Origin of the sequence: Streptococcus sanguinis (genome assembly GCF_900475275.1) — a bacterium.
Lineage (GTDB): Bacteria > Bacillota > Bacilli > Lactobacillales > Streptococcaceae > Streptococcus > Streptococcus sanguinis_N.
In genome coordinates this window covers 455,073-471,741 of the sequence record NZ_LS483364.1, presented here as the reverse complement: position 1 = coordinate 471,741, position 16,669 = coordinate 455,073, and the positions used below count along the sequence as shown (strand labels likewise).

General features: G+C 43.9%; 17 protein-coding genes and 1 pseudogene. 2 read left to right on the top strand and 16 right to left on the bottom strand.

The genetic code is table 11. The features are described from left to right. Nucleotides 1–12: 12 nt before the first annotated feature. Nucleotides 13–1,290, top strand: coding sequence for a serine--tRNA ligase (gene serS / locus DQM55_RS02425; protein ID WP_111675355.1), 1,278 nt, complete (start codon nt 13–15; stop codon nt 1,288–1,290). 120 nt (nt 1,291–1,410) lie between these two features. Here serS and DQM55_RS02415 read toward each other — a convergent pair. The 16 genes and pseudogenes from DQM55_RS02415 to DQM55_RS02340 all read right to left on the bottom strand — a co-directional run bounded on the left by DQM55_RS02415 (nt 1,411) and on the right by DQM55_RS02340 (nt 14,895). Further along, nucleotides 1,411–2,272, bottom strand: a pseudogene (locus DQM55_RS02415) (TDT family transporter). Between the two features lie 72 nt (nt 2,273–2,344). Beyond that, a complete protein-coding gene (locus DQM55_RS02410; RefSeq protein WP_111675354.1) occupies nt 2,345–3,409 on the bottom strand; it encodes an acyl-CoA dehydrogenase family protein in 1,065 nt (354 codons plus the stop codon). Between the two features lie 18 nt (nt 3,410–3,427). Then, on the bottom strand, nt 3,428–3,976 hold the full coding sequence (locus DQM55_RS02405; protein ID WP_172454702.1) for a carboxymuconolactone decarboxylase family protein: 549 nt from the start codon (nt 3,974–3,976) through the stop codon (nt 3,428–3,430). A 199-nt stretch (nt 3,977–4,175) separates the two neighbouring features. Further along, nucleotides 4,176–4,946, bottom strand: coding sequence for an acetyl-CoA carboxylase carboxyl transferase subunit alpha (locus DQM55_RS02400; RefSeq protein WP_111675352.1), 771 nt, complete (start codon nt 4,944–4,946; stop codon nt 4,176–4,178). Beyond that, nucleotides 4,943–5,806: an acetyl-CoA carboxylase, carboxyltransferase subunit beta gene (gene accD / locus DQM55_RS02395; RefSeq protein ID WP_111675351.1), complete on the bottom strand. Its 864-nt coding sequence runs from the start codon at nt 5,804–5,806 to the stop codon at nt 4,943–4,945. The genes DQM55_RS02400 and accD overlap by 4 nt, the downstream gene beginning before the upstream one ends. 99 nt (nt 5,807–5,905) lie before the next feature. Next, nucleotides 5,906–7,273 (bottom strand): acetyl-CoA carboxylase biotin carboxylase subunit, encoded by a 1,368-nt coding sequence (locus DQM55_RS02390; protein WP_002893598.1) that lies wholly within the window; start codon nt 7,271–7,273, stop codon nt 5,906–5,908. A gap of 18 nt (nt 7,274–7,291) precedes the next feature. Beyond that, nucleotides 7,292–7,714: a 3-hydroxyacyl-ACP dehydratase FabZ gene (gene fabZ / locus DQM55_RS02385; RefSeq protein ID WP_002896886.1), complete on the bottom strand. Its 423-nt coding sequence runs from the start codon at nt 7,712–7,714 to the stop codon at nt 7,292–7,294. Continuing rightward, nucleotides 7,711–8,199, bottom strand: coding sequence for an acetyl-CoA carboxylase biotin carboxyl carrier protein (accB, locus tag DQM55_RS02380; protein ID WP_111675350.1), 489 nt, complete (start codon nt 8,197–8,199; stop codon nt 7,711–7,713). The genes fabZ and accB overlap by 4 nt, the downstream gene beginning before the upstream one ends. A 6-nt stretch (nt 8,200–8,205) precedes the next feature. Continuing rightward, entirely contained in the window at nt 8,206–9,438 is a 1,233-nt protein-coding gene (gene fabF / locus DQM55_RS02375; RefSeq protein ID WP_111675349.1) for a beta-ketoacyl-ACP synthase II, read from the bottom strand. 64 nt (nt 9,439–9,502) lie between these two features. After that, nucleotides 9,503–10,237 (bottom strand): 3-oxoacyl-[acyl-carrier-protein] reductase, encoded by a 735-nt coding sequence (gene fabG / locus DQM55_RS02370; RefSeq protein ID WP_002922206.1) that lies wholly within the window; start codon nt 10,235–10,237, stop codon nt 9,503–9,505. 12 nt (nt 10,238–10,249) lie between these two features. Continuing rightward, nucleotides 10,250–11,170, bottom strand: coding sequence for an ACP S-malonyltransferase (gene fabD / locus DQM55_RS02365; protein ID WP_111675348.1), 921 nt, complete (start codon nt 11,168–11,170; stop codon nt 10,250–10,252). Beyond that, a complete protein-coding gene (fabK, locus tag DQM55_RS02360; protein ID WP_002902460.1) occupies nt 11,163–12,137 on the bottom strand; it encodes an enoyl-[acyl-carrier-protein] reductase FabK in 975 nt (324 codons plus the stop codon). Before fabK ends, fabD begins: the two co-directional genes overlap by 8 nt. A gap of 136 nt (nt 12,138–12,273) precedes the next feature. Next, entirely contained in the window at nt 12,274–12,498 is a 225-nt protein-coding gene (locus DQM55_RS02355) for an acyl carrier protein (RefSeq protein ID WP_002893611.1), read from the bottom strand. Between the two features lie 55 nt (nt 12,499–12,553). Then, nucleotides 12,554–13,528: a beta-ketoacyl-ACP synthase III gene (locus tag DQM55_RS02350; RefSeq protein ID WP_004192131.1), complete on the bottom strand. Its 975-nt coding sequence runs from the start codon at nt 13,526–13,528 to the stop codon at nt 12,554–12,556. After that, nucleotides 13,528–13,962: a fatty acid biosynthesis transcriptional regulator FabT gene (gene fabT / locus DQM55_RS02345; RefSeq protein ID WP_002901186.1), complete on the bottom strand. Its 435-nt coding sequence runs from the start codon at nt 13,960–13,962 to the stop codon at nt 13,528–13,530. The genes DQM55_RS02350 and fabT overlap by 1 nt, the downstream gene beginning before the upstream one ends. 141 nt (nt 13,963–14,103) lie before the next feature. Beyond that, nucleotides 14,104–14,895 (bottom strand): enoyl-CoA hydratase, encoded by a 792-nt coding sequence (locus DQM55_RS02340; RefSeq protein WP_002901188.1) that lies wholly within the window; start codon nt 14,893–14,895, stop codon nt 14,104–14,106. 250 nt (nt 14,896–15,145) lie between these two features. On the opposite strand from DQM55_RS02340, the gene DQM55_RS02335 reads away from it, so the two are divergent. Beyond that, nucleotides 15,146–16,510 carry an aspartate kinase gene (locus tag DQM55_RS02335; protein WP_002905272.1) on the top strand — a complete coding sequence of 455 codons (1,365 nt, stop codon included), beginning with the start codon at nt 15,146–15,148 and terminating at the stop codon, nt 16,508–16,510. The last annotated feature ends 159 nt before the right edge of the window (nt 16,511–16,669 follow it).

Below are 16,669 nucleotides of genomic sequence, written 5' to 3'. Positions count from 1 at the left end.
TTGGAGGTACCTATGTTAGATTTAAAACGCATCCGTACGGACTTTGATTCTGTTGCTAAAAAATTGGCTACGCGAGGTGTTGATGCTGCTACCCTTAACCAAATGAAAAGCATTGACAAAGAACGTCGGGATTTGTTAGTCAAGGTCGAAGAACTCAAGGCTGAGCGCAATACTGTCTCTGCTGAAATTGCTCAAGCTAAACGCAACAAAGAAAATGCTGATGACAAGATTGCTGCTATGCAAAAACTTTCTGCTGAGGTCAAGAACTTAGACGCAACCTTGGCTGAGCTGGATGCTAAGTTGACTGAATTCACTACTACTCTGCCTAATATTCCACATGATAGTGTTCCTGTGGGAGCAGATGAGGACGAAAACATTGAAGTTCGTCGCTGGGGGACACCTCGCCAATTTGACTTTGAAGCTAAGGCTCACTGGGATTTAGGTGAAGAACTGGATATCTTAGACTGGGAACGTGGAGCAAAAGTTACTGGTGCTCGCTTCCTCTTCTATAAGGGCTTGGGAGCTCGATTAGAGCGCGCTATCTACAACTTCATGCTGGACGAGCATGGCAAAGAAGGCTACACCGAAGTCATCACTCCTTACATGGTCAACCACGATTCTATGTTTGGGACTGGGCAATATCCTAAGTTCAAAGAAGATACCTTTGAGCTAAGCGATACCAACTTCGTTCTGATTCCGACTGCTGAAGTTCCACTGACCAACTATTATCGAGATGAAATTTTGGACGGAAAAGAATTGCCAATCTACTTCACAGCTATGAGTCCATCATTCCGCTCTGAAGCTGGCTCTGCTGGTCGTGACACGCGCGGTCTCATCCGTCTGCACCAGTTCCACAAAGTTGAAATGGTGAAATTTGCCAAGCCAGAAGAATCTTATCAAGAGCTGGAAAAGATGACTGCCAACGCAGAAAACATCCTGCAAAAGCTGAATCTGCCTTACCGCGTTGTAGCACTCTGTACTGGAGATATGGGCTTCTCAGCTGCTAAGACCTACGACTTGGAAGTTTGGATTCCGGCTCAGAACACCTACCGTGAAATCTCTAGTTGCTCTAACACAGAAGATTTCCAAGCTCGTCGAGCTCAAATCCGCTACCGTGACGAAGCAGATGGTAAGGTCAAACTCCTTCATACTCTCAACGGTTCTGGACTGGCTGTCGGACGCACAGTAGCAGCTATCTTAGAAAACTACCAAAACGAAGACGGCTCTGTGACTATCCCGGAGGTTCTGCGTCCGTACATGGGGGGATTAGAAGTTATAGCGCCAAAATAAAAATCAGATCATCCTGATAATTTGCCTGTATCATCAGGTCTGAATGCAGACTTATTTTGCTAAAATTAAAAAAATCCGAGTTCAACTCAGAGAAAATCAAAAACAGATTTTCAAAGAGTATCATCTCGGATTTTTTGTTATCTTTCTGGCTCGCAATGAGACTGTATAGTAAAAACAAACATAGAGGACAATTACGACGGCTAGCAGAGCTTCTGCATGACTTAGCCAAACAAGCCAAGCCCAACCTAGATAATCAAGTCCTAGTTTCAGGGCAAAAGCTGTATTGACAAGAGGAAAAGTCAAGGCTGACCAGCTAAGCTGAGGTCCCAGTCGGAAAATACGAGGTAAGAGGCATAGGACCAAGAGATAAAAGGCCTGCGATAAGAGGAGCAGTAAGGCAACAAACCAACCTTCAGCATCAGAACCAGCCAGACGGATATAACTTCCCAGCAAGAGTGAGAAAGGCGCACAGTAAATAGCCCACTGCGGCTTTAAAGCATCAGGCAAACTTTGTGACCGCCTTGCTCTGTAAAATAAGGGATAGAGAATCAAACTCAGTAGCAGAGCAAAAAACCAAGCCAAATAGCCCAAAAACGGCTGATGAACTACACCCTGAGTCAAGCTTGCCATGGCCAATCCAACATAGAGGACCGTCCAGCTCGGGGTCAAAGCTAATCCCTCAGCCTTAAGCACATACTTCCATGTAAAGATAGCTATTAGAAAAATATGCAGCAACAAGGCCATGTACCAAAGCAGCTGGCCCACCCAAAATAAGCCAAGCTTGCTAAGGAGCCTTTTTCAATTCCTGACGATAGTCCGAAAATAACAGCACTAAAGCCAGTGTCAGATAAAGCCAAAGTATCAAAGCTAGACCATTCAAGAAGTGGAAAAAGATAGAATGGTAGTTCAGTAAAAGATTAGCTAGGCCAAACAGGCCAAGAATCAACCCAGATAAGAGAATGGGCGGTCGTTTGCTGTTCACGAAGCAACTCCTTTATAGTAATATCTCGAAGCCCCTTTTCAATGACAATCAGACGTTTGTTTGCCATCATTTCTATGAAACTTCTAAAATATGCCGCAGCTGGACTGCACTCGGTGAGACAATGGGAAGAAAAGCTCCTTCGTTCCAACGGCGGATAAATCCAGAAGTCGAATTACTCAAGTATCCTCTGCCTCCACTAGCCTGCAACTCCAAGAGCAGACTTTGAGCTACCACATCAACTATATCAATTCGCAACTGGAAGAGCTCCTTAGGACGCTCAACAAAATAGCCAGGCTGGAGAAGTCCTCTATAGAGCTGATCCTGGATTTCAGTCAGAGCAGCCACTTGCTCCTCCCACTCCTCTCTCAAAATGGAGCGAACTGACAGATTGGCCTCGACCTCCGCCAGAGACTTCTCTGCTAAGCCAAGAGCCAAACCAAACTGATAACCTAGAAAAGCTGGGCGATTTTCTGCCAAAAAGTCCTGGGCATCTTGAGCAAGAATCCATTCCTCTTGCAAAGGCACATGGTTAAAGGTCAGGGCAGCTGTATTTCCCCCTTGCAAAGATACAAACTCTAAATCCGCTGAACGAGAGAAATTCTCTGCGTCAGATGGCACAGCCAGAACCAACGGCTGGCGGCTCCCATCTTCGAAACCAGCAACAAATATGCTGAGAAAGCGATCCGCGCGAGCATTGGTTACCCAAGGCAGACGCCCCTTCAGATAAAGCTGCCCATCTTCTTCCACAATAGAGACATTTAACTCTTCTAAGTCCGACAGGAATTTGACAGCATTGGACAGGGCTGTCGCACCTGCATATTCCCCTGACAAGAGCCCTTCCAAATAGTGGTTTCTAAAGTAGAGATTAGGAGATTTTAAAATGTTATCAATAAAGGTTCTTTGCCCCCAAGAGATAAAGGAGGCGGTCAAAGAATGGTGAGCCAGCTCCTTGAGCACTTCAATCACATCCGTATCATTGCCACCTCGGCCTCCCAGCTCTTCTGGAACGCCAACCCGAAAGGCTCCTTCAGCGGCGATACGCTCAATCAGTTGGTTACCCGCTGCACAGGATTCTTTGTCAATTTGGTCAGCGTGATCATCCAACCAGTTGATAAACTCTTCTGAAAAAAATGTCATTTGCCACCTCCTCAAAGACTAGGCATAAGGCTGCAATTCTGGATTAATTGGCGTGTTGGCCAGATTATTGGCATAATTGCATAGGGTCGCAAGGCTAACACCCAGAACTACATCCAGTGCATTCTCATGCGTATAGCCTGCTTCTAGGAAATCTGCCAAAGCCTCATCTCCAACCCGTCCCTTGGTATTGATGACAGCAATGGTAAATTTAGCAAGCGTATCTAGCTTCGGATCTGTATCAATCGGAGTACGATTGCGCAGAGCCTCCAAAAGATCATCATTCATTTGAATCTGCTTGATTGAAAAAGCTGTATGACCCGCCACACAGAAAGCACAGCCATTGGTAACCGCAGCCGTAATCTGCACTACTTCACGCTCAGTCGGTGTCAGGCTGTTACGGCGATTGATGGCTCCAACCGTCCGATATGTTTCCAAAGCCGTTGGCGCATTGGCCAAAAGACCGATAAGATTGGGAACGTAGCCACCGTTATCTTTTTGAACAGTTTCCAGGACTTCTTTTACCTCGGCTGGTGCGGACTCAATTGTGTGGATAGTAAATTCTGACATATGAAACCTCATTTCTTTTAATTAGAAACTATCTTAACATAGGACCAATAGCTTGTATAATATATATTTTATATAAGTCCTATAAAGAGAATATAATGCGATTTTTCAAACTAAAATATATTACCCTCGTAATGTGGCTCCACATCAATTTCAAACAAGAATCCGAAACGAGAAAAAGAAGCCTTTGGGCTTCGATTTTTTAATATTTCCTGAATCGCTGATAGCGATTTTCCAGTAATTGCTCCAAGGTCAGCTGAGACAGACTATCCAACTCAGCAGCGATTTCTTCTTTCACTGCAGCCAGTAATTCATGGTTGTTAAAGCCTCTTTCAGGAATGACCTTATCCACCACTTCCATCTGCAAGAGCTCATGTGAAGTAATTTTCATCAGTTCTGCCGCTTCCATAGCGCGGCTGCCGTCTTTCCAGAGGATAGAAGCAAAACCTTCTGGACTAAGAACTGCATACATAGAGTTTTCCAGCATCCAGACCTTATCTGCTACAGCTAAAGCCAAAGCCCCACCAGAGCCCCCTTCACCAATGATGATGGCAATAATCGGTACTTTGAGATTGCTCATTTCCATCAAGTTACGGGCAATAGCTTCCCCTTGGCCACGCTCCTCAGCACCGACACCAGGATAAGCACCTGCCGTATTGATAAAGGTTACCACAGGACGGCCAAATTTTTCCGCCTGCTTCATGAGACGCAGAGCCTTACGGTAGCCTTCCGGATGCGGCTGTCCAAAGTTTCGGCGCAAATTATCCTGCAAATTGCGACCTTTTTGAATACCGACCACCGTCACAGGCTGACCCTTTAGTGTCCCAATACCGCCAATCACTGCACCATCATCTCGAAAAGAGCGATCTCCATGCAGCTCGACGAAGTTATCAAAAATTCCTTGTGCAAAATCCAGCGCAGTCAAACGAGCCTGATCACGCGCTTCTTTAATAATCCGAGTGATTTTTGTCATGCTTGACCTCCATGGAATGCTAATAAGATAGCAAGTGTATCTCTCATATCACCACGCTTGACAATGGTATCCACAAAACCATGCTCCATGAGAAATTCAGCCTTTTGAAAATCATCTGGCAGCTTCTCACGAACCGTGGACTCAATAACTCGACGCCCGGCAAATCCAACCAGAGCCTGTGTTTCAGCCAGAATAATATCACCTTCCATAGCGAAAGAGGCTGTGACACCGCCAGTTGTCGGATCTGTCAAGACGGTCAGATAGAAGAGACCTGCTGCAGAGTGCCGCTGAACAGCCGCAGAGACCTTAGCCATCTGCATCAAACTCATAATGCCCTCCTGCATGCGGGCACCGCCAGAAGCCGTAAACAGAACGACTGGCAATTTATGCTCTGTTGCATACTCAAAGAGACGGGTAATCTTTTCACCCACAACTGTCCCCATAGAAGCCATGATAAAGTTTGAATCCATGATTCCAAGAGCTGTTTTATGCCCCTTGATACTAGCTGTTCCAGTCAGAACCGCCTCATCTAAGCCTGTCTTCTCTCGGGTAAGAGCCAATTTTTCCTGATAGTTAGGGAAGTTCAGAGGATCCTTGGTTTCAATTCCAGTGAACATCTCTTCAAAACTGTTCTCATCCACAGTTAGATTTAAGCGCTCATGGGCAGAAATACGGAAATTATAGCCACAGTTAGGACACACACTGTCATTCCCAAGATCTTTTTGGTAAATGGTATGCTTACAACCTGGGCATTTCGAAAAGAGTTCGTCTGGTACCTCAGGCTTTGCTTGAGGTTTTTCCCGACTCGCTCGATTAGGATTGATACGGATATATTTATCCTTCTTTGAAAACAAAGCCATCGTTTACGTCTTCTCCTTTTCAAGATTTTATACTCAGGCACATCAAACAGCAAGAGCCGCCGTCTTTCAAGTTTACAGAGCAGCTCTTATATGTCGTATCTATTGTTTCTCTTGATAAGCCGGAAGGAACTTCTCCATGAGAAAGGCGGTATCATAATCACCAGCAATTACATTAGGATCTGAGATTAAGTCCAGTTGGAAGCCGCTGTTGGTTACAACCCCGTCAATTTCTAGTTCATAGAGTGCACGCTGCATCTTCATGAGAGCATCAAAGCGGTTTTCTCCGTGAACAATTATCTTCGCAATCATGCTATCGTAATAAGGCGGGATGGTATAGCCAGGATAGACGGCTGAATCCACGCGCAGCCCCACTCCACCGCTTGGAAGATAAACATTTGAAATCTTACCAGGACTCGGCGCAAAGTTAAAGGCTGGATTTTCAGCATTGATCCGACACTCAATCGCATGCCCTCGGATTTCAACATCATCCTGACTGAAGGACAGCTCTTGACCGTTTGCAATCTTGATTTGCTCTTTTACAATATCCACACCGGTAACAAACTCGGTGACTGGATGCTCAACCTGCACCCGAGTATTCATCTCCATAAAGTAGAATTCACCCTTGGCCTCATCGAGAAGAAACTCAATTGTACCAGCATTTTCATAGCCGACAGACTGAGCAGCCCGAACAGCTGCTTCACCAATCTGCTGACGCAGGGTTTTCCCAATTGCCACAGATGGACTTTCTTCCAGCACTTTCTGATTATTACGCTGCAAAGAGCAATCCCGCTCGCCCAAGTGAACCACATGCCCCTGCTGATCAGCCAAAATCTGCACTTCAATATGGCGCGCTGGATAAATGACTCGTTCCATATACATGGCACCATTACCAAAGGCCGCTTTGGCTTCGCTAGATGCAGACTCAAAGGCCGCTACTAAATCCTCAGCCTTTTCAACCTTACGAATGCCTTTGCCGCCGCCGCCAGCAGAAGCTTTAAGCATGACTGGATAACCAATCTTTTCTGCGACTTCCAAAGCTTCTTCAGAGGTATGAACTTCTCCATCAGAACCTGGGATAACTGGCACTTTCGCCTTAATCATCTGAGCCCGAGCATTAATCTTGTCCCCCATCATGTCCATAACAGCACCTGAAGGCCCAATAAACTTAATGCCGACCTCTTCGCACATGGTCGCAAATTTAGAGTTTTCACTCAAAAAACCAAACCCAGGATGAATGGCTTCTGCACCTGTCAGAACAGCAGCAGACAGAACTGCATTCATATTTAGATAAGAATCAGTGGACTTGGCTGGACCGATACAGACAGCCTCATCAGCCAGTAGGGTATGGAGTGCTTCCTTGTCAGCCGTTGAATAAACAGCTACCGTATCAATTCCCAACTCGCGAGCTGCACGAATAATTCTGACCGCAATTTCCCCACGGTTAGCAATTAAAATTTTACGAAACATGGTGAAAGCTCCTTTTATCTACTGGCCAATCGCAAAGGTCAAGGTACCGCTGGCTGCAAGTTTTCCATCAACTTCTGCTTTCGCCTCTACAACCGCAATGGTTCCGCGACGCTTGACAAACTTAGCTGTCATAATCAGCTGATCACCTGGTACAACTTGCTTCTTGAACTTAACCTTGTCCATACCAGCATAGAAGACCAGTTTGCCCTTATTTTCTTCTTTGGATAATTCCAGCACGCCGGCTGTTTGAGCTAGAGCTTCCATGATCAAGACACCTGGCATAACAGGATATTGAGGAAAATGTCCGTTAAAGAAAGGCTCATTGACTGTCACATTTTTCAGAGCGACAATCTCATCTTCGCTAACTTCCAATACGCGATCCACTAAAAGCATTGGGTAGCGGTGCGGAAGTGCTTCTTTTATTGCATTGATATCAATCATTTGATGCGTACCAGCCCTTTCCCAAATTCAACCATTTCTTCATTCTGAACCAGAATTTCTGTAACCAGACCATCTTTAGGTGCTGGAACTTCATTCATGACCTTCATTGCTTCAATAATCATCAGGGTTTGACCTTTTTTAACTTGGTCTCCAACTGATACAAATGGCGGCTTGTCTGGACCAGCTGCTAAGTAAGCCACACCAACCAAAGGACTTTCCACAACATCACCTTCAGCAGCAGGTGCCGGAGCTTCTGAAGCTGTTTCAGGCTCAACAGATGGAGCTGCTTGAGGAGTTGTTTCAATCACAGGTGCACTCGCAGCCTGCAAAGGTGCAGCAATTGGAGCAGCGCTGGCTGTTGGAACTGCAGCCTGACCTTCATTCTTACTAAAAGTCAGCTCATCGCTCTGATTTTTGTAAGAAAACTCACGCAGACTAGACTTGTCAAACTGCGCCATTAAATCTTTAATTTCGTTGATATTCATAGGTTTTTAAGCCTCCCAGCGTTTAAAGGCAAGAACGGCATTGTGGCCGCCAAAGCCAAATGTATTGGAAATCGCATAAGGGATTTCCTGTTCCTTACCTTGACCGTAAATAACGTTGGCTTCAATATAGTCTGGCAGCTCTGTTGTACCAGCTGTTTTTGGCACATAGCTATGGCGCATTGCTTCAATCGTCGCAATAGCCTCAACCGCGCCCGCGGCACCGAGCAGGTGTCCTGTAAAGGATTTAGTAGAAGACACCGCTACATCTTTACCAAAGACAGAGACAATGGCTCCGCTTTCGCCTTTTTCGTTAGCAGGGGTTGATGTACCGTGAGCATTGACATAAGCTACATCTTTCGGCTCAATTTCAGCTTCTTCAACTGCCTGTTTGATCGCCTTGATAGCGCCCAAACCTTCTGGATGCGGAGAAGTCATATGGTAAGCATCACAAGTGTGGCCGTATCCTACTACCTCAGCCAAGATAGTAGCTCCGCGCTTCTCAGCATGTTCCAAACTTTCCAGAACCAGCATACCAGAACCTTCACCCATGACAAAGCCATTGCGGTCCTTGTCAAAAGGAATAGAAGCACGCTTAGGATCTTCTGTCGTAGAAAGAGCTGTCAGAGCCTGGAAACCAGCAATCGCAAATGGTGTAATAGAAGCTTCTGAGCCACCAACCAGCATCACATCTTGATAACCGAATTTAATCGAGCGGAAAGCTTCACCAATCGCATCGTTAGCTGAGGCACAAGCTGTATTGACAGACTTACAGATACCATTGGCTCCAAAGCGCATCGCAACATTTCCTGCCCCCATATTTGGCAAAGCTTTTGGCAAGGTCAAAGGTTTGATACGTTTAGGACCTTTTTCATGCAAGCGAACAACCTGTTCTTCAATTTCCTGAATCCCGCCGATACCTGAAGCCACGATGACACCAAAGCGATCCTTATCCAACTTATCTACATCTAAGTGAGCATTGTTGACCGCTTCTTGAGAGGCATAAATCGCATAAAGTGTATAATTGTCATAACGGTTGGTATCCTTTTTGACAAAGTATTTATCAAAAGGGAAATCCTGAATTTCCGCCGCATTGTGAACACTGTATTCACTATGATCAAATTTAGTAATTGGACCGATTCCAATATTGCCTTCTTTTAAATTATTCCAGAATTCTTCTGGAGTATTTCCGATAGGTGAAGTTAAACCGTATCCTGTTACAACAACTCGATTAAGTTTCATATTGAGCTCCTTTATTTAGATGAATCAACTGATTTTCTACTCATTAATATTCAAAAACTATGACTTACTGCATAGTAAAGCCGCCATCAATCGTGATGACTTGACCCGTCAGATATTCTTGACCCGCCAAGAAGAGAGCAACATCTGCTACTTCTTCCGGAGTACCAAAACGCTTCATCGGAATGAGCGCCAGAGACGCCGCCTTTACTTTTTCTGGAAGCACATCTGTCATATCAGATGCGATAAAGCCTGGGGCAATGCAGTTCACACGGATATTACGCGCTGCCACTTCACGGGCTACTGATTTAGAAAAACCAATCAGACCGGCCTTGGAAGCTGCATAGTTTGCCTGACCGATATTTCCAGCCAAACCAACGACACTCGATAGGTTGATAATAGCACCCTGACGAGCTTTTGTCATCGGTTTCAGGACTGATTGTGTCATATTGAATGTTCCAGTCAAGTTCACTTTCAGCACCTGCTCAAAATCTTCTTCCGTCATTTTCAGCATGAGCTTATCACGTGTAATACCAGCGTTATTGACCAATACATCTACAGACCCCAGAGCCGCAACAGCTTCTTCCACTATCCGCTGAGCATCCGCAGATTTAGACACATCCCCAATAACAGCCACGACTTTACCAGAATAGCCGGCAAATTCAGCCAAAATATCATCAGAAATCCCGCTTAGTCCGTTTAAGATAACATTGGCTCCGACACTGGCAAATTTATGCGCAATTGCCAGCCCAATCCCACGAGCGGACCCTGTAATTAACACATTCTTGTTTTGTAATTCCATGATGATTCCTCATTATTTTTCTAGAAGAGCATTCAAACTTTCTACATCTTCAACTTGGCGTACATCTGCAGATTTATCAATTTTCTTAATAAAACCAGACAGAACTTTGCCAGGACCGATTTCGATAAATTCAGTCACACCAGCTTTCTGCATTGTAGCAATGCTGTCATAAAAGCGCACTGGCTCCATTACCTGACGAGTCAAAAGCTCTTTGACTCTTTCTTTTTCCATCACAGTTGCTTCAGTATTTCCGACTAATGGCCGTACAAAATCTGAAAACTCAACTGTTTCCAAGACTTCTGCCAATCGTTCACTGGCTGGCTTTAAAAGCGCTGTATGGAAAGGTCCGGATACATTGAGCGGGATTAAGCGCTTGACACCAGCATCTTTCAAAAGTTCCACAGCCTTATCCACTGCCGCCACTTCTCCGCCGATAACAATCTGACTTGGCGTATTATAATTGGCTGGTGAGACTACACCAATAGCACTTGCTTCTTGACAGACCTCTTCAATGAGAGAAACCTCAGCATTTAAAACTGCGACCATTTTCCCTGAGCCAGCTGGAGCCGCCTCTTCCATGAAGCTACCGCGCTTAGCAACCAAGGCTACCGCCGTCTTGAAATCAAGGGCGCCCGCAGCCACCAAGGCAGAATATTCTCCAAGAGAGAGACCCGCTACCATGTCTGGCTCTATTCCTTTATCAGCTAAGAGGCGATAAATAGCTACTGAAGTCGTTAAAATAGCCGGTTGCGTATAGCGAGTTTGATTGAGCTTTTCCTCATCCTGATCGATCAAAGCTCGGACATCATAGCCTAGAACTTGGCTAGCCTCATCAAAAGTTGACCGAACAAGCTCATACTGATCATAAAGCTCGCGCCCCATTCCAAGGTACTGCGCTCCTTGACCGGCAAAGAGAAAGGCTCTTTTAGTCATTTCTAGTTACTCCTGCCCAACGTTTTGCTTCCTGCTGAATCTTCTCAGCAGCACCATAGTAGATATCTTTGAGGATTTCTTCGACTGTCTCTTCCTTACTGATTAAACCAGCAATTTGACCAGACATGACGGAACCATTTTCCACATCTCCGCGAACAACCGCATTGGCCAAAGCACCAGCACCCAGATTTTCAAAAACAGTCAAATCTGGATTTTCTTGCTTGAAGGCTTCTTTTTCCGCCTTTTCGAAATCACGCGTCAGCTTATTCTTGATAGCACGAACTGCATGACCAAAATGCTGGGCAGAGATAGTCGTATCAATATCGCGAGCCTTCAAAATCATGTTCTTATAGTTTTGATGGGCATTGGATTCCTTTGCAACAACAAAGCGAGTTCCGACTTGAACAGCCTCGGCTCCCAGCATAAAACCAGCTGCAGCACCAGCACCATCTGCAATACCACCGGCAGCAATAACCGGAATGCTAACTGCTTCTGCAACCTGACGAACCAAGGACATGGTAGTCAATTTTCCGATGTGACCACCGGCTTCCATACCTTCTGCAATGACTGCATCCGCACCGATTTTTTCCATCCGCTTAGCCAAGGCCACACTTGGCACAACAGGGATAACTGTAATTCCCGCTTCATGGAAACGAGCCATGTGCTTGCTTGGATTACCTGCACCAGTTGTTACTACTTTTACTCCCTCTTCAATGACCAGATCAACAATGTCGTCTGCAAAAGGAGACAGGAGCATGATGTTAACCCCGAAAGGACGGTCTGTTAAAGACTTAATCTTGTCAATATTAGCCTTTACCACTTCCTTGGGTGCATTTCCACCACCGATGATGCCAAGACCGCCGGCTTTTGAAACCGCGCCAGCCAAGTCGCCATCAGCAACCCAGGCCATTCCGCCTTGGAAAATAGGGTAATCAATGTTCAATAATTCTGTAATACGTGTTTGCATAATACCTTCCTTTTATCATTGCTTAAGTAATAGCTTGATCTCAAACTACCACACGCTAGATGTATTTCCTTTACTTTGACAGTCAAACTATTACCTAAACAAGAGAGAATATCTTTCGATACTCTCAGTTACTTGCTTATTTAGTTTTTTCTTCTACATAAGCAACCAAATCACCAACTGTGTTCAAACCTTCTTCAGTTTCGATTTGAATGTCAAATGCATCTTCAATTTCTGAAATCACTTGGAACAAATCCAATGAATCTGCTTCAAGATCATCGAAAGTTGACTCAAGAGTAACTTCTGATGGCTCTTTGCCAAGTTCTTCAACGATAATTTCTTGTACTTTTTCAAATACTGCCATGGATAGACTCCTTTAAAAATAAAATATTTTTTATCATGTGTTTCCACTTGATTAACTAAATTGTAACAATAAGCGTGCCCCATGTCAAACCTCCACCGAAACCTGACATCAAAATTGTCTGATTTCCGTTCAGTTTGATCAGTCCTTGCTCCACACACTCAGATAATAAAATCGGGATGCTAGCTGCACTAGTATTGCCATATTCCATCATATTGGCTGGAAGTTTCTCCCGCGCAACACCAAGCTTCTTAGCCATTTTATCCAAAATACGGATATTGGCCTGATGCAGCAACAGAAAATCCAAATCTTCCGCTGAAAGCTGACTGCTTTCAATGGTTTCCTTGATAGAACGAGCAACATCACGAATAGCAAAGTCGAAAATAGCTCTGCCGTCCATTGTCAGATAAGGCTGATTCTCACCTTTTTCTGAAAAAGGTGAAGATAAACCAATTTTTCCGCAGGTCAGACTATCTCCGCGAGATCCGTCAGTAAACTGACTTTCTGCCAAAAAATGCTGTTCTGAAGCACTTTCCAACAGGACACCGCCAGCACCATCTCCAAAGAGAACCGCAGTTGAACGATCCGACCAATCTACCGTCTTAGAGAGCGTCTCACTTCCTATGACTAGACCTTTTTGATAACGGCCTGAAGAAATAAACTTTTCCCCAGTAGATAGGGCGAAGATAAAGCCACTGCAGGCTGCCGTCAAATCAAAGGCAAAGGCATTCTTAGCACCAATGTTTGCCTGTACTCTCGCAGCAGCTGAAGGCATTAAAGAATCCGGCGTAATAGTGGCAACAATGATAAAGTCCAGGTCCTGAGCAGAAATTCCTGACTTTTGCAGCAAATTCTCTGCTACTTTTGTAGCTAAATCACTGGTCGTTTCATCTGACGATAAATGGCGGTTTTTAATCCCAGTTCGACTTGAAATCCACTCATCACTGGTATCCATAATCTCGGCTAGATCATCATTGCTGACAACCTGACGGGGAGCATAATGAGCCACCTGGCTAATCTTAGCATAGTTCATTATTTCAAATCCTCTAGGAAACTATATAAATTTTGCAGGCCCTTTTGCATCACTTGTCTCTCTTCTGGACTCATCCCATCCACTACCTGCATGACCATGCGGTTGTGGAATCGCTTGTGAAGACGATACAAAAGCCGCCCATTCTTTGTCAAATTCAGATGCACCACACGACGATCAACTTCCGACCGACGCCGCTCAATATACCCCTTACGCTCCAGATTATTCAAACTAGTCGTAACAGTCCCCAAGGTAACCATCAATTCTCGTGATATATCACTTGGAGTAGCATTTGGGGTTGTGCCAATGACATCTATTGTATGCATTTCCTTAATGGAGACATCGTTGAAGCGACTGCTTCTTAGGCTCGATTCTTCAATAACCAAGACATTATTGAAAATAGACGTTAAGTAATCATTTACTAACTGAAAATTCAAAACCAACCCTCCTTAAGAAAATACTTTGACAATCAAATTTTATCAGATAGAAAAGTAATTTGCAAGCTTTTTTGAAAATTAATTTGATTTTCAAATATTTTCGTAAACAACTTACAAATTAAGCAACCTTGAACCAATATATTATTTACCTGTGAAATTTGGACGACGCTTCTCAGAGTGTGCCCGAACTCCCTCTTTGAAATCTTCTGTGAAAGCCAGCGATTTCTGTAGTTCCAACTCTAGCTCTGCATACTCAGACCAGCCACTGAACAGACTCTTCCAAACCATTTCTTTCATTGCTCTGTAAGAATTTAGAGAGCCACGTTTCAGCTTTTTCAGCAACTGTTCCGTTGTTTTTTCCAACTTTTCTGCTTCACAGACTTTATAAAGCAAGCCGTAATCCAGAGCTTTCTCTGCAGTCAGAGCTTCCCCAGTCATAACCAGATGGGTCGCACGAGTCACCCCGATAGCACGAGTCAGTAAGTAAAGACCGCCAGCATCTGGCGCCAGACCAACCCCAACAAAGGCCTGAATGAAGCGGGATTTTTCAGTGGCAATACAGAAATCTGCTGCAACGACCATATTAGCAGCCGCACCAGCAACAGGGCCATCAACACTCATGATAACCGGCTTAGGCAGACGTTTCATAGCAAAAGAAATATCGTTCACCAGTTCTGCGATTTTCACCAAGGATTGGACATCATCATCACTGACAGCTCTCTGCATCTCAGCCAAATCCCCGCCCACTGAAAAAACCTTACCATTTGCATTGATAACTAAAAATTTGACGGACTCATCCTTAGCAGCAAGTTCAATAGCCTCTAAAATTTCCTCACACATAGGAATATTAAAGCCATTTGAAACTTCAGGACGATTGAAAGTAATCGTTGCCACCTCATCTGCTACGTGATAGAGAATTCCATTAAATGTCATTTCAGCTCCATTCCCGACCCGATTTCAAATCAGCCGTTTTGTTTTATTCTTAAATAATTTGATATTCAAATTATAAACAACTTATATTTTATCATAAAATATAAAAGAAAGGAAATAAAAAATGGGAAAAATTAGATGGTCTTCAAATTTAAAGTGTAAAAGCAATATTATGGATAAAAATAGTATAAAAACAGTGTTTGAATAATTTTCAGAATTTTGTTATAATTTTTAAAATAAGATAGGAGAATCTATGAAAGTTGTAAAATTTGGCGGAAGTTCACTGGCTTCTGCGACTCAATTAGAAAAAGTTTTGAATATTGTCAAATCTGACCCTGAACGTCGATTTGTTGTAGTATCAGCGCCAGGAAAACGCCATGATGACGATATCAAAGTAACCGATGCTCTGATTAAATATTACCGAGAGTATATAGCAGGAAATGATGTCACACCAAACCAACAGTGGATTATTAATCGCTATGCAGATATGGTTGCAGAATTAGGTTTGAAGCCAAAAGTTCTGGAGAAAATTTCCAAAAGCATCACAAGCCTTGCAACTTTGCCAATTGAAGATAATGCATTTCTTTATGATACTTTCCTTGCAGCAGGAGAAAACAACAACGCTAAATTAATTGCAGCTTATTTCAGTCAAAATGGCGTTCCAGCTAATTATGTACATCCGAGAGAAGCAGGACTCGTCGTTTCCAGTGAACCTGGCAATGCAAGAATTCTCCCTTCTAGCTATGATAAGATTGAAGAACTCAACAATTCTGATGAAGTTCTAGTTATTCCTGGTTTCTTTGGTGTAACTCAAGATGGACAAATCTGTACATTTTCTCGCGGAGGTTCTGATATTACCGGCTCTATCATTGCTGCGGGAGTCAAAGCAGATGTTTATGAAAACTTTACTGATGTTGACGGAATCTTTGCTGCCCATCCCGGCATCGTTCACAAACCACATTCCATTCCTGAGCTAACCTATCGGGAAATGCGTGAATTGGCCTACGCTGGCTTTACAGTTCTCCATGATGAAGCTCTGCTTCCAGCTTACCGCGGCAAAATCCCGCTGGTTATTAAAAATACCAACAATCCAGAACATCCAGGTACTCAAATTGTCCATAAACACAGCAAGGACCATCTACCAGTCGTTGGAATTGCTGGAGATGCAGGCTTTGTCAGCATTAACATGTCCAAGTACCTGATGAATAGAGAAATCGGCTTTGGTAGACGCGTCCTTCAAATTCTCGAAGACCTGAATATTGGTTGGGAGCACATGCCTACAGGAATTGATGACCTCTCTATTATCTTGCGCGAGCGCGAATTAACTCCTATCAAAGAGGAAGAGATCCTTCGTCAGCTTGTTCAAAAAGCAGAGGTTGATCATGCAGAAATTGAACACGATCTTTCCATTATCATGATTGTCGGCGAAAAAATGAAGAGTCATATCGGGGTTACAGCCACTGCAACCAAAGCTCTTTCGGAAAACAACATCAACATTCAAATGATGTCCCAAGGTTCAAGCGAAGTATCCATCATGTTTGTTGTTGAAAAAAATCAAGAAAAAGCTGCCATTCGTGCACTTTACCGAGCTTTCTTTGAACCCCAAACTCTGGAGTAAGACCAGACCTAGAAACCATTTTTATCAAACAAACTCTAATGAAAAAAGCAGAAACTAGTCTCAGACAAACTTCTGCTTTTTTCATTCAATTATAAAGAATACAAAGTCAAACTTTAGAATACACTAAAATAAGACTATAGAATACCTTGTCTCCAGTAT

Coding starts and splice junctions, on each gene's coding strand:
- DQM55_RS02355 (WP_002893611.1), bottom strand. CDS start 12,498: ATGGCAGTATTTGAAAAAGTACAAGAAATTATCGTTGAAGAACTTGGC.
- accD (WP_111675351.1), bottom strand. CDS start 5,806: ATGGCTTTGTTTTCAAAGAAGGATAAATATATCCGTATCAATCCTAAT.
- DQM55_RS02390 (WP_002893598.1), bottom strand. CDS start 7,273: ATGTTTCGTAAAATTTTAATTGCTAACCGTGGGGAAATTGCGGTCAGA.
- fabG (WP_002922206.1), bottom strand. CDS start 10,237: ATGGAATTACAAAACAAGAATGTGTTAATTACAGGGTCCGCTCGTGGG.
- fabZ (WP_002896886.1), bottom strand. CDS start 7,714: ATGATTGATATCAATGCAATAAAAGAAGCACTTCCGCACCGCTACCCA.
- DQM55_RS02405 (WP_172454702.1), bottom strand. CDS start 3,976: ATGTCAGAATTTACTATCCACACAATTGAGTCCGCACCAGCCGAGGTA.
- serS (WP_111675355.1), top strand. CDS start 13: ATGTTAGATTTAAAACGCATCCGTACGGACTTTGATTCTGTTGCTAAA.
- fabD (WP_111675348.1), bottom strand. CDS start 11,170: ATGACTAAAAGAGCCTTTCTCTTTGCCGGTCAAGGAGCGCAGTACCTT.
- DQM55_RS02350 (WP_004192131.1), bottom strand. CDS start 13,528: ATGAACTATGCTAAGATTAGCCAGGTGGCTCATTATGCTCCCCGTCAG.
- DQM55_RS02340 (WP_002901188.1), bottom strand. CDS start 14,895: ATGACATTTAATGGAATTCTCTATCACGTAGCAGATGAGGTGGCAACG.
- DQM55_RS02410 (WP_111675354.1), bottom strand. CDS start 3,409: ATGACATTTTTTTCAGAAGAGTTTATCAACTGGTTGGATGATCACGCT.
- fabF (WP_111675349.1), bottom strand. CDS start 9,438: ATGAAACTTAATCGAGTTGTTGTAACAGGATACGGTTTAACTTCACCT.
- DQM55_RS02400 (WP_111675352.1), bottom strand. CDS start 4,946: ATGACAAAAATCACTCGGATTATTAAAGAAGCGCGTGATCAGGCTCGT.
- DQM55_RS02335 (WP_002905272.1), top strand. CDS start 15,146: ATGAAAGTTGTAAAATTTGGCGGAAGTTCACTGGCTTCTGCGACTCAA.
- accB (WP_111675350.1), bottom strand. CDS start 8,199: ATGAATATCAACGAAATTAAAGATTTAATGGCGCAGTTTGACAAGTCT.
- fabK (WP_002902460.1), bottom strand. CDS start 12,137: ATGCAAACACGTATTACAGAATTATTGAACATTGATTACCCTATTTTC.